Annotated in this window: 21 protein-coding genes and 1 tRNA gene; 19 read left to right on the top strand and 3 right to left on the bottom strand. The window is 42.8% G+C overall.

The window, feature by feature from the left end; translation table 11 throughout:
• Nucleotides 1–6 precede the first annotated feature (6 nt).
• From nadE to YK48G_RS13325, 10 genes are all read left to right on the top strand, one after another.
• Nucleotides 7–834: an NAD(+) synthase gene (nadE, locus tag YK48G_RS13370; RefSeq protein WP_203631200.1), complete on the top strand. Its 828-nt coding sequence runs from the start codon at nt 7–9 to the stop codon at nt 832–834.
• A 426-nt stretch (nt 835–1,260) separates the two neighbouring features.
• Nucleotides 1,261–3,930, top strand: a complete 2,670-nt coding sequence (locus tag YK48G_RS13365) for a calcium-translocating P-type ATPase, PMCA-type (protein ID WP_203631199.1) — start codon at nt 1,261–1,263, stop codon at nt 3,928–3,930.
• A gap of 20 nt (nt 3,931–3,950) precedes the next feature.
• The gene (locus tag YK48G_RS13360; protein ID WP_203631198.1) at nt 3,951–4,379 is read left to right on the top strand and encodes a hypothetical protein; all 429 of its coding nucleotides are present in this window, start codon (nt 3,951–3,953) and stop codon (nt 4,377–4,379) included.
• A 183-nt stretch (nt 4,380–4,562) separates the two neighbouring features.
• Nucleotides 4,563–6,734, top strand: a complete 2,172-nt coding sequence (locus YK48G_RS13355; protein ID WP_203631197.1) for a Tex family protein — start codon at nt 4,563–4,565, stop codon at nt 6,732–6,734.
• Nucleotides 6,735–6,747: 13 nt separating this feature from the next.
• Nucleotides 6,748–7,215, top strand: coding sequence for a SprT family protein (locus tag YK48G_RS13350; protein ID WP_203631196.1), 468 nt, complete (start codon nt 6,748–6,750; stop codon nt 7,213–7,215).
• A gap of 27 nt (nt 7,216–7,242) precedes the next feature.
• On the top strand, nt 7,243–8,121 hold the full coding sequence (gene thrB, locus YK48G_RS13345; protein WP_203631195.1) for a homoserine kinase: 879 nt from the start codon (nt 7,243–7,245) through the stop codon (nt 8,119–8,121).
• A gap of 50 nt (nt 8,122–8,171) precedes the next feature.
• Nucleotides 8,172–8,257: transfer RNA gene (locus YK48G_RS13340), tRNA-Leu, on the top strand.
• A 151-nt stretch (nt 8,258–8,408) separates the two neighbouring features.
• Nucleotides 8,409–9,023, top strand: a complete 615-nt coding sequence (locus YK48G_RS13335; RefSeq protein WP_203631194.1) for an HAD family hydrolase — start codon at nt 8,409–8,411, stop codon at nt 9,021–9,023.
• Between the two features lie 83 nt (nt 9,024–9,106).
• Entirely contained in the window at nt 9,107–9,508 is a 402-nt protein-coding gene (locus tag YK48G_RS13330; RefSeq protein ID WP_203631193.1) for a PTS sugar transporter subunit IIA, read from the top strand.
• A 73-nt stretch (nt 9,509–9,581) separates the two neighbouring features.
• Nucleotides 9,582–9,902 (top strand): hypothetical protein, encoded by a 321-nt coding sequence (locus tag YK48G_RS13325; RefSeq protein ID WP_203631192.1) that lies wholly within the window; start codon nt 9,582–9,584, stop codon nt 9,900–9,902.
• Nucleotides 9,903–9,973: 71 nt separating this feature from the next.
• Here the strand turns inward: YK48G_RS13325 and YK48G_RS13320 are convergent, their stop codons facing one another.
• Complete coding sequence (locus YK48G_RS13320) at nt 9,974–11,089, bottom strand: LCP family glycopolymer transferase (RefSeq protein ID WP_203631191.1); 1,116 nt, start codon at nt 11,087–11,089, stop codon at nt 9,974–9,976.
• A 201-nt stretch (nt 11,090–11,290) separates the two neighbouring features.
• Between YK48G_RS13320 and YK48G_RS13315 the strand changes: the two genes are divergently transcribed.
• Nucleotides 11,291–12,235 (top strand): AEC family transporter, encoded by a 945-nt coding sequence (locus tag YK48G_RS13315; RefSeq protein WP_203631190.1) that lies wholly within the window; start codon nt 11,291–11,293, stop codon nt 12,233–12,235.
• Between the two features lie 129 nt (nt 12,236–12,364).
• Nucleotides 12,365–13,021: a 2,3-bisphosphoglycerate-dependent phosphoglycerate mutase gene (locus YK48G_RS13310; protein WP_203631226.1), complete on the top strand. Its 657-nt coding sequence runs from the start codon at nt 12,365–12,367 to the stop codon at nt 13,019–13,021.
• A 356-nt stretch (nt 13,022–13,377) separates the two neighbouring features.
• On the opposite strand, the gene YK48G_RS13305 is transcribed toward YK48G_RS13310, so the two are convergent.
• Together YK48G_RS13305 and rpiA are read right to left on the bottom strand one after the other, a co-directional pair.
• Nucleotides 13,378–14,712 carry a C1 family peptidase gene (locus YK48G_RS13305; RefSeq protein WP_203631189.1) on the bottom strand — a complete coding sequence of 445 codons (1,335 nt, stop codon included), beginning with the start codon at nt 14,710–14,712 and terminating at the stop codon, nt 13,378–13,380.
• Between the two features lie 234 nt (nt 14,713–14,946).
• Nucleotides 14,947–15,633 (bottom strand): ribose-5-phosphate isomerase RpiA, encoded by a 687-nt coding sequence (rpiA, locus tag YK48G_RS13300; protein WP_203631188.1) that lies wholly within the window; start codon nt 15,631–15,633, stop codon nt 14,947–14,949.
• Between the two features lie 146 nt (nt 15,634–15,779).
• On the opposite strand from rpiA, the gene YK48G_RS13295 reads away from it, so the two are divergent.
• From YK48G_RS13295 to rlmB, 7 genes are all read left to right on the top strand, one after another.
• Nucleotides 15,780–16,319: a dCTP deaminase/dUTPase family protein gene (locus tag YK48G_RS13295; RefSeq protein WP_203631225.1), complete on the top strand. Its 540-nt coding sequence runs from the start codon at nt 15,780–15,782 to the stop codon at nt 16,317–16,319.
• 98 nt (nt 16,320–16,417) lie between these two features.
• Entirely contained in the window at nt 16,418–17,791 is a 1,374-nt protein-coding gene (gene radA, locus YK48G_RS13290) for a DNA repair protein RadA (protein WP_203631187.1), read from the top strand.
• A 24-nt stretch (nt 17,792–17,815) separates the two neighbouring features.
• Nucleotides 17,816–18,991 (top strand): PIN/TRAM domain-containing protein, encoded by a 1,176-nt coding sequence (locus tag YK48G_RS13285; RefSeq protein ID WP_373300233.1) that lies wholly within the window; start codon nt 17,816–17,818, stop codon nt 18,989–18,991.
• A 159-nt stretch (nt 18,992–19,150) separates the two neighbouring features.
• Entirely contained in the window at nt 19,151–20,644 is a 1,494-nt protein-coding gene (gene gltX, locus YK48G_RS13280) for a glutamate--tRNA ligase (RefSeq protein WP_203631185.1), read from the top strand.
• 160 nt (nt 20,645–20,804) lie between these two features.
• A complete protein-coding gene (gene cysS / locus YK48G_RS13275; RefSeq protein ID WP_203631184.1) occupies nt 20,805–22,214 on the top strand; it encodes a cysteine--tRNA ligase in 1,410 nt (469 codons plus the stop codon).
• A 5-nt stretch (nt 22,215–22,219) separates the two neighbouring features.
• Nucleotides 22,220–22,630, top strand: a complete 411-nt coding sequence (locus YK48G_RS13270; protein ID WP_203631183.1) for a Mini-ribonuclease 3 — start codon at nt 22,220–22,222, stop codon at nt 22,628–22,630.
• Nucleotides 22,620–23,393, top strand: a complete 774-nt coding sequence (gene rlmB, locus YK48G_RS13265) for a 23S rRNA (guanosine(2251)-2'-O)-methyltransferase RlmB (protein ID WP_203631182.1) — start codon at nt 22,620–22,622, stop codon at nt 23,391–23,393. Before YK48G_RS13270 ends, rlmB begins: the two co-directional genes overlap by 11 nt.
• Nucleotides 23,394–23,406: the final 13 nt, after the last annotated feature.

Here is a 23,406-nt window from a genome sequence, read left to right as displayed (position 1 = left end):
ATGCACATGAGAGCAAAACAGCAAGAAATTATTAACACTTTAAAGGTCAAGCCAGAAATTGACGCCAATGATGAAATTCGGCGAAGTGTGGAATTCCTAAAGCGTTATCTCAAAAAATATCCATTCTTAAAAACACTCGTCCTGGGCATTTCTGGTGGTCAGGATTCAACATTAGCCGGCAAGCTCTCCCAAATGGCCATTGCAGAACTGCGCGAAGAAACTGGCGATGATCGTTATCAGTTTATTGCGGTTCGGCTTCCATATGGCGTTCAAGCCGATGAATCCGATGCTTTAGCCGCCATTAAGTTCATGAACGCTGATAAGGTCTTTCGGGTTGACATTGAAGCCGCAGTTGACGAAGCAGTTAAATCCGTTGAAGCAAACGGCATTCAAGTAAGCGATTTTAATAAGGGTAACGTCAAAGCCCGGCAGCGAATGATTGCCCAGTATGCCATTGCTGGTGAAATGCACGGCGCAGTTGTCGGGACGGATCACGCTGCCGAAGCGGTGACTGGCTTTTATACCAAATATGGTGATGGTGCCGCCGACATTACGCCACTTTGGCGATTGGACAAACGGCAGGGCAAACAGTTGTTAAACAAACTAGGCGCACCAAAACACCTTTATGAAAAAACACCAACGGCCGATTTGGAAGATAATCGTCCTGCGTTGCCCGATGAGGTTGCGTTAGGGGTGACTTATCAAGATATTGATAACTATCTTGAGGGAAAAGCGGTTTCTCAAAAGGCGGCCGAAACGATTGAAAGTTGGTATGACAAGACAGAGCATAAACGGCATACACCAATTAATGTGTATGATACTTTTTGGCAGTAATTAATAAGTGACATTTTATTAGTAGTTATGTATAATAATGATAATAAAGGGAGTAACCAGCAATTTTTATTGCGATTATCTCGTCAACGTGGAATAGAAATATTTCCGGGATAACTCTTAAATGGTGAGACTTGTGAATTCTTCAGGTGAAGGATCCACAGGTCTCTTTTGTTTATTAGGCGGTGATAAAAAGTTATAAGTGCCTCTGGGAAACATTCCAAACCCGTGAGTTTTCTTCAGAGGAGGCTTACACTCTGATCCCTAAGCGCTTTGCTCCGCTCACTATTTTAGGACAGCTGCGCAAAGCAGAAAGCTCCGTGTAAGCACCTTGGCGAAAAATCCCAAGCCCGGGGATTTCCCGCCAAGGAGCCTTACACTCCGCTTTCTAACCGCTTTGCTCTGCTCACTTATATAAGGAGGAATTCAATGAAAACTAATCAAAAAGCACCATATCAGCAATCCGTTACCGATACGATGCAGCAAATGAAGTCTCAAAAGACGGGGTTAACTACTCAAGAAGTTCGTGAACGTCGAGATCAATTTGGTCTGAATAAATTGCAGGCAAAACGGCGGACAACGCTGTTGGAGAAGTTTATTGCCCAATTTAAGGATTTAATGATTATCATATTGATCGTCGCAGCCATTATTGCTGGCATTGCTGGTGAGCATGTTGATGCCATTATTATTTTGGCCGTGGTAATTTTGAATGCCATTTTTGGTGTTTTTCAAGAATCAAAGGCGGAAAATGCGATTGATTCTCTAAAACAGATGTCAGCGGCAATGGCGACCGTTTTACGAAACGGTGAATCGACCTCCGTCAAAAGTGAAGACATTGTCCCCGGCGATATTGTCGTATTAGAGGCCGGTGACGTGGTGCCAGCCGACTTGCGACTGATTGAGGCTAACTCACTTAAAATCGAAGAGGCGGCCTTAACTGGTGAATCTGTGCCAGTTAACAAGCAAGTAGAGACGATAACCGATAGTGACTTACCCTTAGGCGACCGTAAAAACTTGGGCTTTATGAACAGTAACGTCACTTCTGGCCGGGGAGTCGGAGTTGTGATTGGTACCGGTATGAACACGGAAGTTGGCAAAATTGCTCATATGCTCAATACTACCGAAGAATCGACAACGCCGCTACAAGAGAACTTAAAGTCTTTGGGTAAGATGCTAACAGTTTTAATTTTGGTGATTGCCGTGATTGTCTTTGGCATGGGGCTATTTCGTGGGCAAGAAACCGTCATTAATATGTTGCTAACGGCAATTTCATTGGCCGTTGCGGCTATTCCAGAAGGCTTACCAGCAATCGTGACGGTGACGCTAGCACTTGGTACCCAGCAAATGGCGAAACATCGAGCCTTGATTCGTAAATTACCGGCAGTTGAAACCCTTGGAAGCACCGACATCATTTGCTCGGATAAGACCGGGACGTTGACTCAAAACAAGATGACCGTCGAAAAGGTATTTTTAAATGAGAAGCTACAAGATTCTGCCGATGCCAACCTGGGGTTAAATGACCGCATTGCCCAATTAATGGTGCTGAATAATGACACCAAGTTTCAAGAAGACCAACTAGCTGGCGATCCAACTGAAACAGCACTTGTATCATTTTATTTAACCAAAGATCAGCCAGTTCAGAATTTTGTTGACGCCCATAAGCGGCTTGCTGAAATTCCGTTTGATTCAGAACGAAAGCTCATGTCAACATTTAACCAAATGGAAAATGGCCAGATCATGATGACAATGAAAGGGGCGCCTGATCAGTTAATGCAACGGGTGACGCACATACAAGATGGCGATGACGTGCGTGATATAACCGATCAGGACCGCCAGTTAATCAGTCAAACCAATCACGATTTGGCTACTCAGGCACTGCGGGTACTTGCTTTTGCTTACCGAATGGTCGATGAAGTCCCCAAAGACCTCACCTCAGCCGCCCAAGAGCGCGATATGACCTTTGTTGGGTTGATTGGGATGATCGACCCTGAACGGCCGGAAGTCGCCCAGGCGGTCGCTGAAGCCAAATCTGCTGGAATTAAATCAGTTATGATTACCGGTGATCACCAAGATACCGCCCAAGCGATTGCCAAGCGGTTAGGAATTATTGGCCGTGGAAAGGACCAATCTCAAGATCAAGTGATTAATGGCGCTCAATTAGATGAGATGTCCGATCCGCAATTCGATGATCAAGTTGAGGATATTGCGGTTTATGCTCGAGTTGCCCCTGAACACAAAGTCCGAATTGTAAAGGCTTGGCAGAAAAAAGGGAAGGTTGTTGCGATGACCGGTGACGGTGTTAACGACGCACCTGCTTTAAAGACTGCTGATATTGGTATTGGTATGGGCATTACGGGCACGGAAGTATCCAAGGAAGCCAGTGACATGGTTTTAGCTGACGATAACTTTGCGACGATTGTAACGGCAGTGCGGGCTGGTCGAAAAGTCTTCTCAAATATTCAAAAATCATTACAATATCTGTTGTCTGCCAACTTGGGCGAAGTGATGACCCTCTTTATTATGACCATGATGGGCTGGGAAATTTTGGCACCGGTTCAAATCTTGTGGATTAATTTAGTGACGGATACGTTCCCAGCAATTGCGCTAGGGGTTGAACCAGCTGAACCGGGGATTATGAAGCGAAAACCCCGCGGGCGGTCATCAAACTTCCTGTCTGGTGGGATAATGAGTAATATTTTGTATCAAGGATTCTTTGAAGGCTTAATTACGCTGGCCGTTTATGCCTTTGCAATCATGAATCCGGTGCATTCCAGCGACGCGCTGATTCACGCCGACGCCTTAACGATGGCTTACGCAACGCTTGGGTTGATTCAACTATTCCACGCCTTTAATTCGAAAACCATTCACCAATCGATCTTCAGGGTAGGCTTGTTCAAAAACAAGTTCTTTAATTGGGCACTTTTAGGATCAACGATTTTATTGATTGCAACGATCGCAGTTCCCGGGTTTAACGAAATGTTCCACGTAACTAACCTAAATGTCTCACAGTGGCTAGTCGTTGTATTCGGTGGCTTTATGATCGTTGTGATAACAGAAGTAGTAAAATACATTCAGAGACACTTTTTCCATAAACAATAATGAGCTGGAGGAATGATGATTTGAAACCACAAGATATGACGCGTTACGCTAAAGTTGTTTCTGACGTTATTGATTCAACGTCTGCAAACGGCGAAGACTTGAACGGTGATTTTGAGGTGCTGCGAAAAGCAATTGATAACGATACAGTGAGTGGGTTGACGAGTGATGAGTTAGCCAAGATCAAAGCGCACTTTCAATCAGGGACTGACAAATACCAAGATAATGTTAACAAACTGCAGCAGGCACCAGTCCCAGTTAAAGTTTTGGGCAAACACAAGATGTTGGTTCGACACTACGAAGACTATGCCAATGCTTGTCAAGCAATGACCGACAGTATTAATCCAGATGCCCAAACGGTTAATGTTGATCAATTCAATCAAGCCGAAAAAGATCAAGAAAGCAGTATTGAAAAGGTGTCGAAAATTACAACCAGAATCATGAGCCTTTAACACTGTTTCAGGGATTGATGATAGGCGTCTAAAACAATCAGTCTAATTTATTTTTATTAACAATTTTGGCCACTGGGACATTTCTGTCTTGGTGGCTTTGTTATTGGCTTTTGGCACCCTTATTTTTTGAATGAATTGAACATGATATAATAAAGCTTGACATTATTTGATGAGGTGAAAAAAATGAACGAGACGTTGGCCGAAAAGATCCAACACGAGTTACCAAAAATACGGACCAAACAGATTGTTGAAACCCTTAAACTATTCGATGAAGGCGACACCGTTCCTTTTATTGCCAGATACCGAAAGGAGCGAACCAGCAACCTTGATGAGGTCCAGATCAGAGATATAGAGGCCGCGGCTCATCGCATCGAGACGCTTGACAAACGAAAAGAGGATGTCCTTAAGCTAATTGCTGAGCAGGGCAAATTATCTGATCAATTAGCTGCACAAATTAACGCAACCACGGTTTTGCAGCAGGTTGAAGATCTTTACCTGCCATATAAGCAAAAGCGCCGTACTAAGGCGACAATTGCCAAAGAACGGGGATTATCGCCAGTCGCTGACGCGGCGCTTCAGTTTCAAGCTAATTTGGCGCAATTGGTTCGTCAAGCCGTTAATCCGGATAAGGAGTTGCCGGATGACCAAGCGGTATTAGCCGGTGTTCATGAAATTTTAGCCGAAATGTTTGGCGACCGAGCGGATTTTCGGCATTGGATTCGGCGTAATACGAATCGATACGGGACAATTGTGACCAAGCTTAAACGAGGCGGCCAAGCGCTTGACGAGGCGGGGGTTTATCAACAATATTATGATTTCTCCGAATCGATTCAATCAATTCCGTCGTTTCGCATTCTCGCTATCAATCGTGGTGAAAAAGAAGGCGTTTTATCTGTCAAGATTGATGTTAACGAAGCACCGATTATTTGGCACCTAAAGGCCAATACCGTTGGCAGCCACACCGGCTTGGCAGCTGAAGTTATTGAAAAGGCTGTTTTGGATGCTTATGCACGGTTTATTGGGCCAGCCATTGAGCGAGAAATTCGTAAAGAATTAAGTGAAGTTGCTTATCAACACGCAATTGATATCTTCGGCAAAAATTTGTATCATTTGCTGATGCAAGCGCCAATGAAGGGCAAGGTTGTCATGGGATTCGACCCGGCTTATCGGACTGGCTGCAAATTGGCGGTTGTCGATCAAAACGGCAAGTATTTAGCTAAAACGGTTATTTATCCGCATAAACCGGCGAGCAAAGCCAAACGCAAGGCGGCTAAAGGAGCGTTCATCGATTTTATTAATCAAAATCATGTCGAGATGATTGCAATTGGAAATGGCACTGCCAGTCGAGAATCTGAACAGTTTGTGGCTGACGCAATTAAAGAAATTAAGTCACCAATTTATTATGTAATTGTTAATGAAGCTGGTGCGTCAGTTTATTCAGCCAGTCAAACTGCTCGAGAAGAGTTTCCGGATTTTAACGTTGAGCAGCGGTCGGCTGTTAGTATTGCCCGCCGTATTCAAGACCCATTGGCAGAACTGGTTAAAATCGATCCCCAAGCGATTGGCGTGGGCCAATACCAACACGACGTTCCCCAAAAACAATTGGGCGAAAAATTGGACCAAGTAGTTGAAACGGCGGTTAACCAAGTAGGGGTTAATCTCAACACGGCGAGTCCTGATCTACTTATTCATATCTCGGGGCTCACAAAATCAACCGCGAATAATATTGTTAACTATCGAAATCAATCGGGCCAGTTTATGGACCGATCAGCACTTAAAAAAGTGCCACGATTAGGGCCCAAAGCATTTGAACAATCGGTTGGCTTTTTAAGAATTATTGATGGCACCAATCCACTGGACAATACGGATATTCATCCAGAAAGTTATTCAGCCGCCAAACAGTTGTTGGCTCAAGTAGGGTTATCACTGGATGACCTGGGCAAAGAGATTACAGCTAAAAAGTTAGCCCAGGTCAATCTTGAACAAACGGCTAATTCACTGGCAATTGGACAAGAAACGTTGCGCGATATAATTAAAGGGCTAAGAACCCCTGGCCGGGATTTACGGGATGAGATGCCTGCCCCTCTGTTACGGCAAGATGTTTTGACGATGGCTGATCTTAAAGCCGGCATGAAACTGCAGGGAGTTGTCCGTAACGTTGTTGATTTTGGCGTATTTGTCGATATCGGCGTTAAACAAGATGGCCTCGTTCATATCTCTAAGATGAGTGATCATTTTATCAAAGATCCCAGCAAAATTGCCTCAGTGGGTGATATTGTAACCGTTTGGATTGATTCGGTTGATGCTGAGCGCCACCGAATTCAATTAACGATGGTTGCGCCAAAAGACAAGTAAAAGAAGTGATGAGATGACAAATCATGAATTACAGCAACTCGTTGAGCAAATTTCAGTTCAGTTTTTTGCTAAGCCGTTTAAGCATCACGCCTATTTTAATTCCCGGCTCCGGACTACTGGTGGTCGCTATCACTTAGACAATCATGATATTGATATTAACCCCAAAATGGATGATGGGGCGGCTCATGAGGTGCTAATTGGCATCATTAAACATGAGTTATGCCATTACCACCTCCATTTAGCCGGCTACAGCGGCAAACACAATACGCCTCAATTTAAGCAGCTACTCAAGGCCGTGGGTGGGTCTCGTTATGCGCCCCGGCTGGCATCGAAAGAATCATTTCATATTCAATATCTTTATCGCTGCAATCACTGCGGACTGGAGTATCATAGGAAACGAAGAATTAATGTTGCCAAATATGTGTGTGGCCGTTGTCGCGGTAAATTACAACTGGTTAATTCCTATTTGGAGAAACAATAACTGATTAATCTTGGAAGGAGTTCAATAATGGCAAAAATAATTATTCGAGTCCCCGCAACTTCTGCAAACATTGGTTCCGGTTTTGATTCGGTTGGAATTGCCCTTCACCTCTACTACACCGTGATTGTTGAGGAAAAAACGGATAAATGGAAGGTAAATCATGCGTTGGGTGCGGATATTCCAACGGATGAACGTAATTTAATTGTCCAAACAATTTTAAAGGTAGACCCTAATATTCATCCAAGACAATTGACCGTCATTTCAGACGTTCCGATTGCCCACGGGCTCGGTTCCAGCACAACGGCGGTTGTTGCTGGGATTAAAATTGCTAATGCGTTAGGTGAGTTAGATCTTTCGATTGAAGATCAAATAAACTTAGGAGCCCGCTTCGAAGGCCACCCGGAAAACGTCGCGGCAGCTTTACTCGGGCAGATGACCGTGTCGACTTTTGATGGTCAAAAAGCGATTGCCACTAAGATCAATTTGCCAGACATATCTGCGCTGATGTATATCCGCCCAGACGGCATCAGCGAAGAAGAGAGTCGCAAGCGGTTGCCCAAGACAATTAGTTTTTCGGATGCGATTCGGGCAAGTAGTCGAGAAAATGTCTTTATTGCTTTAGCTTCACAAGGTAATTGGCAAGAAGCAACTAAGCTCATTGAGGGGGACATCATCCATGAGCCGGCTAGAAAGGCGCTGGTGCCAGAAATGGCGACCATTTTAAAAACTGCCCATAAACTGAATATTTATGGTACCTATTTGAGTGGTGCGGGGCCAACGGTTGGAACGTTGGGTAAGCAGGCCGCTTTAGTTGAATTGCGAATTGAATTGCAACAACAAAACCTAAATGGTAGCTTACGATTATTGCAAATTGACCAAGATGGCGCAACTGTTCGCGGCGAATAAAAAAGTATTTGTCAACGTCTGTATTTTCTGCTATAATTTTATCTGTTGATGCGGCCATGGCGGAATTGGCAGACGCGCAAGATTAAGGATCTTGTCGGGAATTATCCCGGTGGAAGTTCGAATCTTCTTGGCCGCATTATTAAAGTCCGGGTTACTATCATTAGGTAGTAATTCGGGCTTTTTTTGAATTTAGGCAGGCAACCCCGTTCTTTTAAAGGCGTGATGAGTTGCCTCTGTGATTGATAGATAAGGTATCATAAAAAATAATGACTAATTGGAGTTGCTGTATGAATTATTTAATATTTGATGTTGATGGAACGCTGATTGATACGGAAAAAATGTACCTGTTGCCATTGCGCAAAACTTTAATTAAAAATGGTTATCATGTGACCTATGAAGATGTTAAAAAGGTCTTTGGGATCACGGCGGCCGATGCCCTTCAGATCTTGGGAGTAAAGGACATTGACCAAGTTTTAAACGAATGGTTTGGACAAATTAAGGATTACCAACAGTACGCGCATGTGTATCCAGGCATTATCGATGCCTTAGTGGCGCTTCACAGTCATAAGGACAATCGACTGGCAATTGCGACTTCTAAATTAAGGGATGAGTTTCATCGCGATGTAAGCCGTTTTGGTCTCGATAAATATTTTGATGCTTTTGTCTTCTCAGACGAAATCAAACGGGGCAAACCGGCTCCTGATATGATTTTGAAGGGCATGGACAAGCTTGGCGCAAAGCCACAAGAATCAATTTACATTGGGGATACGCGTTATGATTTTGAGGCGGCTAAAGCAGCTTCGGTCAAATTTGCTTTAGCTGGCTGGCGAACTGAACAATCGTCTGAATTTAAAGATGTTGACTATTATTTAACGACCCCAGCTGATTTGCTAAAGTTGTAATTGTTATTAACGTGGAACCGCTTTATTGTGGTATATTAAAAGTAACTTGATTGATAGAGAATTGATGATGAAAAGGTGATTTAATGATTTCAATTTTGGTTGCAAGCCACGGTAGATTATCAGAGGAATTGGTCAAAACAGCAGAAATGATTGCTGGCAGACAAGCCCAAATCAGTTGGTTATCGCTTGACTCAAGGGATAGCGTTGAGTCGTTACAGTCAAAGTATAACAAAGCCTTGACTGTTTTTACGGAACATAACGACGTTTTAATTTTGAGCGATATGTGGGGCGGGTCCCCCTTTGAGGCTGCTGGGCGAATCGTTACCGACAATCCGGCCCATATTGCCTTGATTGGTGGCGTTAACTTACCACTCTTGTTAGAAGCGTTCGTATCTAGGAATCGGCCATTAGATCAATTGGTGGATCATTTGATGGTTGTCTCAAAAGAAGCAATTCGACAATTTCAGTTGCCATCTGCTAAGTAATCGAGTTCAGTGGTTGTGTCAATTCATTAAGTCGATAACGGGCATCAAAAAATCGTGAAGGGATTTGTTGGCAATGGACAATTTATTTGATGTATTAAAAATGGTCAGCTTTAATCATATGGATTTCGATGCGTCCCAGGTGGTAATTACTGACTTGGAGGGTAAACCCAACGGTCTGTTAACCGATTTATACCGCGATGTTGTTAGCAAAATCAACCTGTTTATTGACTTGAGAGAAGCACATGATGCAGGGGACGTTTTAACGCTGCTGCGGACGCATACACCACTTCCAGACGATGTGTTGGAAGAATACGGTAAGATCCTAGCAGAACCGCTAATTCGAATTAACTTTGCGCCTCAAAAGGGCCAAATGGAACTTCAAGTTCGCGGATGACAGTAAACAAAAGAACCGGTGATTAATCCAATTTAATGGGTTGATCATCGGTCCTTTTGTTTAGGCATGGATTAATAGCCATTACCCGTATTATAGTTGTTGTCATAGCTGGATGTTTGCTGGGTGTCCGTTGTAGCTACTGAATTATCAGTTTGAGTCTGTGAGTTTTGTAGCTTTGATGATTTTTTAAGTCCGAGTGAAGAGCGAATATCGTTTGATACGCGCAGTAATTCGTTTTGGGGAACCACTTGATAAGAAAGCCCATCAATCATGGCATCTTCGCCTTGTAAGGTCTGAGACTTAATATGATGAGTAGCATCGCCGTACTTAGCCCGGACGGCAACCATATCATCAAAGGTCATATCAGTTTTCATGTTTCCTTTCAGTGAAGATAGGATTGTCTTATATCTCGGCAAGGAAGTGAGGTTTAATCCCTTCATGACAAGCTTCTTGATGATTTGGCGTTGCCGCGCTTGCCGACCGTAATCGCCTCGTGGATCATCGTCTCGCATTCGTGCGTAGTCTAAAGCTTGCTGTCCGTTTAAATGGATCTTTTTACCCTTCACTACATTGGCATGACCATATTGGAAGGTAAGCGGTGGTACAACATCAACACCGCCAACTGCATTGACCATTGTTTCCAGGCCACCCATGTTGATAATGGCATAAAAGTCAATTGGGATGTCCAACAAGTTTTGGACAGTCTTAACAGCGGTTCCGGGGCCACCAATCGTATAAGCCGCATTAATCTTTTCATATGCTTGGGTATCGCCGGGGACAGTTACTTTGGTATCTCTGGCAATACTTGTAAGGTGAATGGTCTGCTTTTTTGGGTTAACCGTTGCGACAATGATTGTATCCGTTCGACCAGTGTCGTGACGGCCCAGGGCACCTGTGTCGGTTCCCAGCAACAAGATTGAAAGCGGTTTGCCTTGTTTAATAACTGATGACACATTTCTAGCTTTTTGAATATGGGTTGAATCGTACGTTTGGTCAAATGTTTTTTTAGCACTTTTCCAAGCACCATATCCCCAAACTAACCCGCTACCTACGATTAAGAGAAAAATCAAGAAAACCGACCAACCGATGATTCGGCGCTTTTTCTTGTTACCTCTCTTATAGTGGGGCTTCTTGTCAGCTCGTCTTGAATATACAGGTTCAAAATCTTTTTTATTGTCTGATGGCATAGTGACTCCTCGTTTACAAAAATTCTTACAAAAGTATATTGCACTTTGCGCCCAAGTAACAAAAAACTCTGGTTATTTAAACATAATTTAACAATTCTGGTCAATCCGAATAAAGCTAACGTAATAAATTATAGCAAAATGTGGATTCTAATTGTGCTATAATGTGTCGTTGTGATTTCTTTTTAGAATTGAGGAATGTTTATGGGGATATTTGGTTCAGCAGTATCAGGTGTTTTGATCATTCTGATTATGATTGCACTTGGATTTATATTAGCTCGAAATGACTGGTTCGACGATAAAATGACAAGTATGTTTGCGCGGCTAGTCACTCAAATTGCCTTACCGGCTTATATGATATCGACGATTATGGGGAAATTTACCGCAGCAAAGTTATTACAGACGCTGCCTGATTTATTCTTTCCGATCGTCTCAATGCTGTTACTTTACATAGTTTCAATTTTGGTGGTTAAGGTCGCTAAGATACCGAAGATGCATTCCGGCTTATTTCGATCAATGTTTTCCAACTCTAACACAGTTTTTGTCGGCTTGCCAGTAAACATGGCTTTATTTGGTCGGGCAAGTCTACCATTCGTTTTAGTTTACTACATGGCAAACACAACTTTTTTTTGGACGCTAGGGGTTTATTTGATCCAAAAAGATGGGGTGGGCGAGGGTAACTTTGACTGGAAGACCACCTTGAGAAAGGTTTTTTCGCCGCCACTGCTTGGATTTATGGTTGGGGTTGTCCTTGTGTTGCTTCATGTATCATTGCCGGGCTTTATTATGCAAGATTTTACCTACATTGGTAACTTAACAATTCCACTTTCAATGATTTTCATCGGGATCTCAATCAATAATGTTGATCTCACCCGCGTTCGTTTTGATCGCAGTAATTTCTTGATCTTATTTGGCCGGTTTTTATTAGCCCCGGCGTTAATGACACTGTTGGTTATTTTCACGCCAATGCCAATTCTGATGAAACAGGTCTTTATCATGCAGTCGGCAATGCCGATTATGACAAATGCACCGGTTGTTTCACGTCTCTATCATGCAGATTCAGAATATGCATCGGTTATGGTTGCTGAAACGACGTTACTAAGCTTAATTGTCATTCCAATCTTGATGGTCCTTGTGCAACAGTTATAATTGGAATTGGCAGCCAAGCTTTGATTGGTTCGTGGATTATTGGTACCATGAACGTGTGGTTTGATCGGTATTGGTTACCGCACTTTAATTTGAGATAAGGAAGATGAAATCGTGCCAACACTCGTAATCATGCGTCACGGAGAAAGTCAGGCAAACCGAGATAATATTTTTACCGGCTGGAGTGACGTTGCCCTTACCCAAAAAGGGGTGGCCCAAGCTCATGCTGCCGGTAAAATTATTAAGGCAGCCAATATTCAGTTTGATGATGTGCATACGTCATTTTTAAAACGGGCGATTATCACTACGAACATTGTTTTGGATGAAGTCGGCCAAAATGACATTGCTGAGCACAAATCATGGCGGCTAAATGAACGCCATTATGGCGGCCTGCGTGGTCAAAACAAATTAGCAGTTAAGCAGCGAGTTGGCGAAAAGCAGCTTAAAATTTGGCGGCGGAGTTTTACCGTCGTGCCCCCTAAATTGACTAAACGTGATGAAGATCCCAGATATGATCGCTATGGTGTCAAAATCCCGTTGGCTGAAAGCTTGGAAATGACCATGCAACGCCTTATTCCCTATTGGGTTGACCAGATTGCCCCTAAGTTATTGGCAGGCAAGAATCAGCTTGTGGTGGCTCATGGGAGTACCTTAAGAGCGCTCATTAAGTTTTTGGAGAACGTCAGTGACGAAGATATCCCAAACGTCGAAGTGCCAAATGGCAAGCCGATTAGGTATGACTTTGATAAGCGGTTGAATATTGTGGCCAAACAATTGATGGCAAAATAACCAGGTTAAAACTGAGCAGGGGATTGTCCCTTATCAGGCGGATTTTGCATAATATCTAAACCAACCACCAAGATTTGTTAACGGCCGCGCATTTGCAGCTTACTGCTAAATCTTATTCGTTTTAGCTGCATTATTAGGCCATCTGATTGAAAATGGGATTTCTGTGTCTGGGAGCAGTTAAATGCACCAATTTGGTTGGCGCCATATTAAAAAGTCGGCCGATCCGTTATGCCATATTGTGGTGTAACGGATCGGCCGACTTTTTTGATAGCGATGGCCCTTGATACGATATTATTCTTAAGGTAACAAATTCTTTAAAATTGACTAGAGTCAAGCCATCAATAGTGTAGGCTTGATTAAGCCAGCGCCCCCATTGGATCCCAAGGCTTCAAGACGATGGGTTCTTGGGCTTGAGCTTTTTGTTGTTCAGCTGAGAGATACTTTTTGTTAATAACAAATTGATAAACGAATTGATCCATCCAGTCATCACTCATTACAAAGTAGCCTTTAGTGCCGACTTTTTCGCCCCAGCTGTTTTCGACTTTCCACTTGGTGGGTTTGCCGTCAACTAAGTCAACGCCGGTAATAACCATTGCGTGGGTCATTAAGCTTTCACTATAGTCTAATCGTTCGGCTTTTGATAGTGAGAGGTCGGTATCCAATAGTTCATCAGGCACATATAGGTTGGTATCCATGATGCCCTTTTTAGTATTGGAACTTTGACCAACATCACTCCCAAACCAAACGGATTCCCCATTTTGAAGTTGCTTAATGGCGAGCTGCTTGAGTTCGTTCATTTCCAAGTTTAAATGTTTAACTTGACGGCCACCAACAACGTTACCCAGCATTTCAATCGTATACGTCTTGTTAAATGGCTTATCGTCTGTTGGGGAATTAATCAATGATATATAGTCTTCAAGGTTGAGGCCAATGTATTTTTTGAAGAATTCCTGTGGCGTGATGTTTTGGTCAATGTGGTAGTTGTTATCTTTATCGCGGTATTCGAAATCAAAGCTGGTTGTAGGTTCGCCCAGAGTGTAGGTTAAGAGCCGATAAATTTCGGTTAACATTTTATCCTTGGTGTTCGCAATCTTACTACCCGACGCTTTGTCAGCTACTAATTCACGAAGAATGGTTGCATCATGGCGCAATTTGAGGTTAAGGTACTTATTTAATTGGGCTGATTTTTCACTACTGAAAGTTTCTGGCATTGCATATTTTGGCACAATGCCATATTTTTCAATCAGCGCGCATAGCATATCCCACTGGCCGCCGTCTTGCTGTGGGGTCTGCATTAACCAAGAAACTTTTCTGGAATCAAGCGGTTTTTCTGCGGTCTTCAAAACATTTTCTAAGAAGTAGTTGGACTTTTCAAACTTATCCCAAAAATTAGTATAGTTTTGAGAAAGTTCAAAGTCATCAGCGACCTTCAATGAATTCATCAAATTGATGCGCATCGTATTGAGGGCGGCAAACATCCAGCAGCGGCCGCTTTGCTTTTGATCGGCTACTTTACCGGTTGATAGGTCGATTGAAAAAACAGGGTGCATGTTGCTCTCAGCAGAAAAGTCCTCACTAGCAGCTAAAATGCCTTGGTGAGACACTGCCCGTTCAATAACCTTTGAATCTTTACGGTCATCAAAATCCTGTTGGAATTGTTTAATTTGATCGAATTTAATTTCTGATGTCAAAAATGATCACTCTCCTTAATAACATGTAAGTTTACTCTCATTATTGATAAATCGCCAGAACTTTGCGGAGAATAAGTGCCTAAAAAGCGACCTGTGGCGGCGATCTTCAAAAATTTGGTAAAATAAAAAAGCCCAAGACAATGATGGACTTCTGTGAACCTTGATTGAATGATCTTTGAGTGACTGCATTAATGAATTCAATTGACGTAAGTTTGCAAGTGCGCATTGAAGCCATTATCGATTTGCCGTTAAGATTTCGGGCCCTGATTCTCGGCCGACAATCACTGTATTCACAATGTCTAAAAACAATCCATGTTCGACGACACCCGTCATTTGGTCTAACTCTAAGGCAAGGGCTTGAGGATCTTTAATTTGATGTAGGTGAAGATCGATAATATCGTTATTGGAATCTGTTTTGACTTTCTTGCCGTCAGAAATTCTAAATTCTGGATTGTATCCCTTTTCTTGAAGCCGTTTGAAGAGTTGCACGCTCCCATAGGGAATGACCTCTAATGGTAATGGGAATGAGCCCAACTGGTTCGTCATCTTGCTTTCGTCGACGATCCACATATTTTTATCGGAATTGATGGCAACAATTTTTTCCCAAAGATGAGCGCCACCGCCGCCTTTAATCCCTTGAAAGTTTTGATCAATTTGATCGGCGCCGTCAATTGTGAGGTCAATGTGATCGACCTCATCAACCCCTTTAGTTGGAATGCCAAGGTTGTTTGCTTGCTTGCGAGTTCGCTCAGAGGTGGGGACGCCAACGATTGAGAGGCCTTCTTCTTTAACCCGTTGACCGAGGGCATCAACCATAAATTTAACGGTTGAACCGGTTCCAAGACCGACAACGGTATGGTCTTGGATGTATTTAACGGCTGCCTTACCAACTAATTGTTTTAATTCGTCTTGATGTGTCATTATGATAGTTCCTTTCGTTTAAATCGTGTTTAAAGGTTTTACTCACCCATATTCTGCGTTTTTTTACGCTTTTTGTCAATCTATGAAAACGAATCGTTTTAGTTTATACTTAGTTGAATATGAAACTTAAAGGAGTTGGAATGAAAATGGAGCGAGGCTTTGAAGTGGTTTCAAAATATGCCAATGAACAGTTAACATTACCATACCGGACAACCCAAAATGCTGCTGGCTATGATTTTCAAAGTGCTAAGGAAATGATAATCCCATCAATTTGGAAACTTAATTTTCTCAAAGTTTTGTGGGCAATTCGTCATGAAACGGCGGTGACACCAGATGAGCTTGAAAAGGCTAAACGGGTTTTGAAACCGTTTTTGATTCCCACTGGGATTAAGGCTTACATGAACCCCAATGAAGTTTTAATCATTGCCAATCGGTCAAGTAACCCGCTTAAGCGTGGGTTGACCATCCCAAATGGCATTGGCGTGATTGATGCCGATTACTATAACAACGAAGGGAATGAAGGCGAAATTTTTGTTCAAATCCTTAATTTTGGTATCCGAGATATTCAAATTGCAAAAGGGGAGCGCATTGCTCAAGGTATTTTCATGCCTTATCTGTTAGCTGATCAAGATGATCAAGCACAAAAGAAAACTCGCAGTGGTGGGTTTGGTTCTTCTGGCCGTTAGTTTTTAAGAGTGCTTAAAATCGGAGAGGCCCCAACTGTTTTTCTAATTAAAAGTGCTAAAATAAATATTGTAGCCTGCGTAAATAAAGGAGAATTGCATTGGCAAAAGTTAAAACTCAGTATGTTTGTCAAAATTGTGGTTATATCTCCCCGCGATACCTAGGGCGGTGCCCGAATTGTAATGAGTGGAATACACTAGTGGAAGAAACGGTTGTGCCCAAGACAGCAGCTGCCAGCTCCACTAGCTTACGGCGCCACGGTATCCATGATAGTCGACCAGAGCCAATCGCTAAGGTAGCCTTCCAAAAAGAGAATCGGTTTAAGACGTCAATGGAAGAATTAAATCGAGTTCTTGGCGGCGGGGTCGTTCCAGGTTCGCTGATTTTAATTGGCGGCAACCCGGGAATTGGCAAGTCGACGTTAATGCTTCAGGTGTCCGGCCAACTCAGTCAATCTGGCAAGATTCTCTATGTTTCAGGTGAAGAAAGTGCCAGCCAGATTAAGATGAGAGCGAATCGGCTGGGCGTTTCCGGTGACCAATTATACGTTTATCCTGAAACGGATATGGATGTTATTAAGAATACCATTAATGAAATGAAACCAGACGCTGTCATTATCGATTCAGTTCAGACGATGCAAATTCCAGAATTGCAGTCGGCAACTGGATCTGTTGCCCAGATTCGTGAGGTAACGGCTGACCTGATGAATATCGCCAAGGGTCAAGGGATCACGGTATTTGTAGTTGGTCATGTGACCAAAGGCGGAGCGATTGCCGGCCCCAAGATTTTGGAACATATGGTTGATACGGTTTTGTATTTTGAAGGTGATTTGCATCATTCCTATCGAATTTTGCGAACCGTTAAAAATCGCTTTGGCTCGACCAATGAACTTGGAGTTTTTGAAATGCGAATGGATGGTTTGCATGAGGTAACTAACCCATCTGAAATCTTTTTGGAAGAACGCTTAAAAGACGCCACCGGTTCGGCCATTGTCGTCTCAATGGAAGGCACCCGGCCAATCTTGGTTGAAATCCAAGCTTTAGTGACGGCCTCGGTATTTGGGAATGCTCAGCGAACGGCAACTGGCCTCGATCGTAATCGGGTATCGCTTATCATGGCCGTTTTAGAAAAACGGGCTGGATTAATGCTACAGAATCAGGATGCCTATTTAAAGGCGGCTGGTGGTGTTAAGCTGGACGAGCCGGCAATTGATTTGGCAATCGCTGTGAGCATTGCTTCCTCATATAAGAATCGTGGAACAAGCCCAACTGAGTGTTATGTTGGTGAATTAGGATTGACTGGCGAGGTTCGTCGGGTTACCCGGATCGAGCAGCGGGTAGTAGAAGCTCAGAAGCTGGGGTTCAAGCGTGTTATCGTTCCAGCCAATAACTTACAGGGATGGACACCACCTAAAGGCATTGAAGTGGTGGGGGTTTCGACGCTCTCACAAGCCTTAAAATTAGCGTTAGGCTAATAAACTATTTTGAGAGAAGGCGATATTGTGAAAAGAAAGAGAATTATTCAGATTGTTTTCACACTTGCTGGGGCCGCGATTGGTGCCAGCTATTTTCCGTTACTTTGGTTGATTTTACAGGTTAGATACGGGACAATTTTCAACAACACCATTACAAACGCAGTCGTTGGTGCCATTATTTTTTATATTATTTCGTTGTTGACTGGAAACTACGTCCTGAAGCTAATTGATAAAGTTGAAGTGCAGCTTACCAAGCAAAGTCCAATTTCCCTGATTTTTGGAACCCTTGGCTTGATTGTCGGCTTGGTCGTTGCCATCTTGATCTCCATTGTATTTTTTAGAACCCAAACGTTCTTCTTAAATACAATGATTCCAATTATTTTAATGTTGGTATTAGGGTACTTCGGTTTTCGGTTGGGAACCACCCAAAACGAGCGCTGGCGACGTGTATTTCAGCTGCGTCGTAAGGGAGAAGCGACAAAGAGTACTGGTGAAAAAATTATCGATAAACCGGTTGATAAAAATTATCATCACTACAAAATTCTCGACACAAATATTTTGATTGACGGTCGCATTTATGACGTTATCAAAACAGGATTTGTGGAAGGAACGATCCTAGTACCTAAGTTTGTGCTATACGAACTTCAATATATTGCTGATTCAAGTGATAGTGTTAAACGGGTACGTGGTCGAAGAGGATTGGACATTCTTAATAAGCTGCAAGAAGAAAATTTGATCCCAATCGAAATTTATGAAAAAGACTATGATGATATTGATGAAGTGGACAGCAAACTGATTCAATTAGCTAAAGATATTAATGGCGTCATTATTACGAATGATTACAATTTAAACAAAGTCATTCAATTCCAAAACGTTCAGGTATTCAACATTAACGCCTTAGCAAACGCGTTGCGCCAAAAGATTTTGCCTGGCCAGAAGTTAAACGTGATGGTTGTTAAGAACGGAACTGAACGGCAGCAAGGAGTTGCTTATTTGGATGATGGTACGATGGTTGTTGTTGAAGATGGCCGCTACTTCTTGAATGATCATATTGACGTGGTCGTGACGAGTGCCATTCAAACCGACGCAGGTAAGATGATCTTTGCCCGTCCAGAACATTCAACGAAAAACATTTCTGAGAATAATGAGGCGGATAAGGCCAAAAATGGGCACAACGATAAGCGAGCAGCTAAGAAATAAGCATTGGAAGTGGGCCCACTGAGTAAGTTAACCCGCTTCTTTTCATTTGAAAACAGTGGCGGTGAAAAGTCGCGTTCCCCTTTATTTTTCCGGGCGTTCATTGTAAACTTTAAACACTGACAAAATTGTCGATTAATTTTAAGAAAGAGGCGTTAGACATTGGCAAACAATGCAATTCGAGTTCGATACGCACCTAGTCCGACTGGACACTTGCATATCGGCAATGCACGAACAGCCATTTTTAATTATTTATTTGCGCGACACAATAAGGGTAAATTTATTATCCGAATCGAGGATACCGATACCAAGCGAAACGTTGCCGATGGTGAAAAGAGCCAGTTGGACAACTTGAAGTGGCTTGGGTTGGACTGGGATGAGGGCCCTGACGTCGGTGGCGACTTCGGGCCTTACCGTCAGTCTGAGCGAAAAGATATCTATGATCCTTTGATTCAAAAATTGCTGGACGAAGGCAAAGCTTATGAATCATATCGAACCGAAGCGCAATTGCAGGCCGACCGGGAAGCGCAAAAAGCCCGGGGGGAAATGCCTCATTACGAATATGAATATGAAGGAATGTCTGAAGAAGAGAAGAACCAAGCCATTGCAGATGCTAAGGCTAAGGGCCTCAAGCCGGTTATTCGATTCCGAGTCCCGAAGGATCGTGATTATGCTTGGGACGATATCGTTAAGGGCAAGGTTTCTTTTAACTCAGATACCATTGGCGGCGACTTTATTATCGCTAAGCGAGATGGCATGCCAACGTATAATTTTGCGGTCGTTGTTGATGATCACATGATGCAAATTAGTCATGTTTTTCGTGGTGATGACCACGTTGCCAACACCCCAAAACAGTTAATGATTTATGAAGCATTTGGCTGGCAGGCACCCAAATTCGGTCATATGAGTTTGATTATTAGTGCTGATACGGGCAAGAAGCTTAGTAAGCGAGACGAATCCGTCCTTCAATTTATTGAACAATATCGTAAATTAGGGTACTTGCCAGATGCCATGTTTAACTTTATTCTGCTTTTAGGTTGGTCACCGGTTGGCGAGGATGAGATTTTCACCAAAAAAGAATTCATTAAGATGTATGATGAAACTCGCCTTAGTAAGTCACCTGCCAAGTTTGATTCAAAGAAACTTGAGTGGATTAATAACCAATACGTTAAAGCTGCTGACGACAGTACGATCATGGATTTAGCATTACGTCAGTTGATTTCTGGTGGCAATATTGAAGAAGATCCCGATGAAAAAACCATTGAATGGGCGCGGCAATTGATCATGTTATATAAGCGTGAAATGAGCTACATGGCCCAAATTAATGATATGGCTTCGGTGTTCTTTGAAGAGCCTGAGGAAATTAGTGGCGATGCGTTGGCTGAGATTTCTAATGAGACCGCTCCCGTTGTGCTGAAGGAATTCCAAAAACGAATTCAAGCTTTGCCGATTTTCGATTCAGTCGAAGTCTTCAAGACAATTAAAGCTATCCAAAAGGACACCGGGATCAAAGGCCGGAAACTTTGGATGCCAATTCGAATCGCGGTTACGCACGAAATGCACGGTCCAGAGCTGCCAGAATCTGTTGAGCTGGTTGGTCGCCAAAAAGCGATCGAGCATATTGAACAAACTTTAAAGCAACTCGATAACGCGTAAATAATTAATTTTATTATTAAATTAATTGGTCTCGTTGAAAATTCAGCGGGACCTTTTATTATAGGTGGTAGTTAGATTGATATAATAGCTGGATTTTATGCTATGATTTTAATATAAACGACTCATAATTTTACTTAATAAGCAAAGAGAGGAAATCGACATGCTGCAGATATTTAATACGCTCACCCGCAAAAAAGAAAAATTCGAACCTGTCACCCCCGGAGTTGTCAACATGTATGTCTGTGGCCCGACAGTCTATAATTATATTCACATTGGAAATGCAAGGAGTGCCATTGCGTTTGACACGGTGCGTCGATATTTAGAATATCGTGGCTACAAAGTGAACTATGTTTCTAATTTTACTGACGTCGATGATAAGATGATTAATGCTGCCCATGAAAATCACACAACGGTCGGCGCAATTGCTGATAAGTATATTGCCGCCTTTATGCAAGATACAGCGGCCTTAAATATTTCGTCCAACGTGACCCATCCGCGGGCAACTGAAAACATTCCAGAAATAATTGATTTTGTTAAAACACTGGTTGATAACGGCTATGCCTATAATGTTGACGGCGACGTTTATTTCCGGGCAAGAAAATTCCCGTCTTATGGTGCCTTACCACATATTGACGTTGACCAACTAGAAATTGGCGCCAGCCAGCATGTCAGTGAAGCAGAAATGGCTAAAAAAGAGGACCCAATTGACTTTGCCCTTTGGAAAAAGTCTAAAGCCGATGAAATTTCTTGGGAATCACCATGGGGCAACGGTCGGCCGGGTTGGCACATCGAGTGCTCAGTAATGGCTACTAAGTATTTGGGCAAAACCATTGATATTCATGGTGGTGGCGAAGATCTCATTTTCCCTCATCATGAAAATGAACGGGCCCAAAGCGAAGCCAACACGCACCAGCAATTTGTTAAATACTGGATGCACAATGGGTTTGTTACGATTGGTGAAGATAACGAAAAAATGAGTAAGTCACTTGGTAACTTTATAACGGTTCATGACTTGCTCAAACAATTGGATGGTCAAGTGATTCGACTGTTGATGGCAACCACCCACTATCGCCGCCCAATTCAATATAGTGATTCTAGTGTTCAAGAGGCTAAGAGCAACTTAAAGAAGCTCCAAACAGCCTTTAATAACTTGATTTATCGCCTGCATAACGCTGAGGAAGGCGATGATCCAAAAGTTGATCAAGAAGTTCGCCAGATTGTCGCTGATTTCACGGATGCGATGGATGATGACTTCAACGTTCAAAATGGGATTGCCGCCGTTTATGAACTGGCTAAATTTGCCAATACTTACAGTGAACGCCAGACAGTCTTTCAATTAAGTGTCCAGTTTGTGATTAATACGTTACGGCAGTTAGCTGGAATCTTTGGCATTAAGCTGGAACAAAGTGAATTAAAAGACGATGAAATTTGGAAGCTCATTCATGAGCGTGAAACGGCTCGAAAAAATAAAGATTTTATTCGTAGTGATGAGATTCGAGAAGAATTAAAAGCCCGAGGCATTATTCTGGAAGATACGCCTCAGGGAACTCGCTTTAGAAAGGAACAATAATTAATATGGCTGACAACTTTTCTCAGCTCAACGGCATTGCGTTGGCTTATATGGGCGATGCAGCCTATGAAGTATACATTCGCCGTCATTTAATTGAGCAGGGGCTTACGCGGCCGACCCGATTGCAGCATGCCGCAACTAAATACGTATCTGCTAAAGCGCAAGCAGCACTGATTGACTTGATGCAGGCTGAGGAGCTTTTAAACGATGACGAATGGGGCTATTTCAAACGGGGTAGAAACGCAAAGAGTCACACTCATGCAAAGAACACGGACGTCATCACTTATCGGATTTCGACCGGTTTTGAGGCGGTCTTTGGTTATCTGTGTTTAAGTGATCAAAACCAGCGAATGAATCAGATTGCCGATTGGTGTATTGAACAAGTAGAAAGTGGGAATTTGAAGCATGAAGAATGATCAATCAGATCAGGAAAATGAAGAATTTATTATTGGCCGCCACCCGGTTGTCGCTGCCCTAAAGAGCAATCATCCGGTTAATAAGTTATTTATCCAAGTCGGGATTAAAGACGATGACAATATTATTTCAGAAGTGATGAAGTTAGCTCATCAAAAACGGCTTGTCATCTCGAAAGTACCAAAACAAAAGCTGGATAAGCTCGCTAACCATCAGAATCATCAAGGAGTCGTTTTGTCAACGGCGGCCTTTAAATATGCTAGTATTGACGATCTCTTTGCCAATGCTGAGCAAGCGGGGGTTTCTCCTTTCTTTGTGATTCTAGATAATATCGAAGATCCGCATAATTTGGGATCAATTATTCGAACAGCTGATGCGGCTGGGGTAAGTGGCATTATTATTCCCAAACATCGAGCTGTTGGATTAACAGCGACGGTTGCCAAAACGTCGGCTGGTGCTATCGAGCGGGTACCAGTCGCGCGGGTGACCAACTTATCAGCCACCGTCAAAGAGTTGAAACAACGTGGAATGTGGATTTTTGGTACCGATGTTGCTGGTACTGATTATCGAAGTTGGGATGCCAAGGGAGCTGTTGCCGTGATTATCGGCAACGAAGGCAAGGGCATTTCACCGTTGTTAAAAAAGCAGGTTGATGAGATGCTGACCATTCCAATGGTTGGTGACATTCAAAGTTTAAATGCGAGCGTTGCTGCTAGCGTTTTAATCTATCAGGGGTATAATTCACGACATCCATTGGGAAAATAAACTGAGAATTGGT

This window comes from Lentilactobacillus fungorum (assembly GCF_016860605.1).
Taxonomy (GTDB): domain Bacteria; phylum Bacillota; class Bacilli; order Lactobacillales; family Lactobacillaceae; genus Lentilactobacillus; species Lentilactobacillus fungorum.
This window is presented reverse-complemented; position numbering and strand designations above follow the sequence as displayed.

Bases quoted from the DNA above. Each gene is read 5' to 3' on its own strand.
- YK48G_RS13355 (WP_203631197.1), top strand. From the start codon at position 4,563: ATGAACGAGACGTTGGCCGAAAAGATCCAACACGAGTTACCAAAAATA.
- rlmB (WP_203631182.1), top strand. From the start codon at position 22,620: ATGAAGAATGATCAATCAGATCAGGAAAATGAAGAATTTATTATTGGC.
- YK48G_RS13295 (WP_203631225.1), top strand. From the start codon at position 15,780: ATGGAGCGAGGCTTTGAAGTGGTTTCAAAATATGCCAATGAACAGTTA.
- cysS (WP_203631184.1), top strand. From the start codon at position 20,805: ATGCTGCAGATATTTAATACGCTCACCCGCAAAAAAGAAAAATTCGAA.
- YK48G_RS13330 (WP_203631193.1), top strand. From the start codon at position 9,107: ATGATTTCAATTTTGGTTGCAAGCCACGGTAGATTATCAGAGGAATTG.
- YK48G_RS13335 (WP_203631194.1), top strand. From the start codon at position 8,409: ATGAATTATTTAATATTTGATGTTGATGGAACGCTGATTGATACGGAA.
- YK48G_RS13315 (WP_203631190.1), top strand. From the start codon at position 11,291: ATGGGGATATTTGGTTCAGCAGTATCAGGTGTTTTGATCATTCTGATT.
- YK48G_RS13325 (WP_203631192.1), top strand. From the start codon at position 9,582: ATGGACAATTTATTTGATGTATTAAAAATGGTCAGCTTTAATCATATG.
- thrB (WP_203631195.1), top strand. From the start codon at position 7,243: ATGGCAAAAATAATTATTCGAGTCCCCGCAACTTCTGCAAACATTGGT.
- YK48G_RS13350 (WP_203631196.1), top strand. From the start codon at position 6,748: ATGACAAATCATGAATTACAGCAACTCGTTGAGCAAATTTCAGTTCAG.
- nadE (WP_203631200.1), top strand. From the start codon at position 7: ATGAGAGCAAAACAGCAAGAAATTATTAACACTTTAAAGGTCAAGCCA.
- YK48G_RS13365 (WP_203631199.1), top strand. From the start codon at position 1,261: ATGAAAACTAATCAAAAAGCACCATATCAGCAATCCGTTACCGATACG.
- YK48G_RS13270 (WP_203631183.1), top strand. From the start codon at position 22,220: ATGGCTGACAACTTTTCTCAGCTCAACGGCATTGCGTTGGCTTATATG.
- rpiA (WP_203631188.1), bottom strand. From the start codon at position 15,633: ATGACACATCAAGACGAATTAAAACAATTAGTTGGTAAGGCAGCCGTT.
- YK48G_RS13320 (WP_203631191.1), bottom strand. From the start codon at position 11,089: ATGCCATCAGACAATAAAAAAGATTTTGAACCTGTATATTCAAGACGA.
- YK48G_RS13310 (WP_203631226.1), top strand. From the start codon at position 12,365: ATGCGTCACGGAGAAAGTCAGGCAAACCGAGATAATATTTTTACCGGC.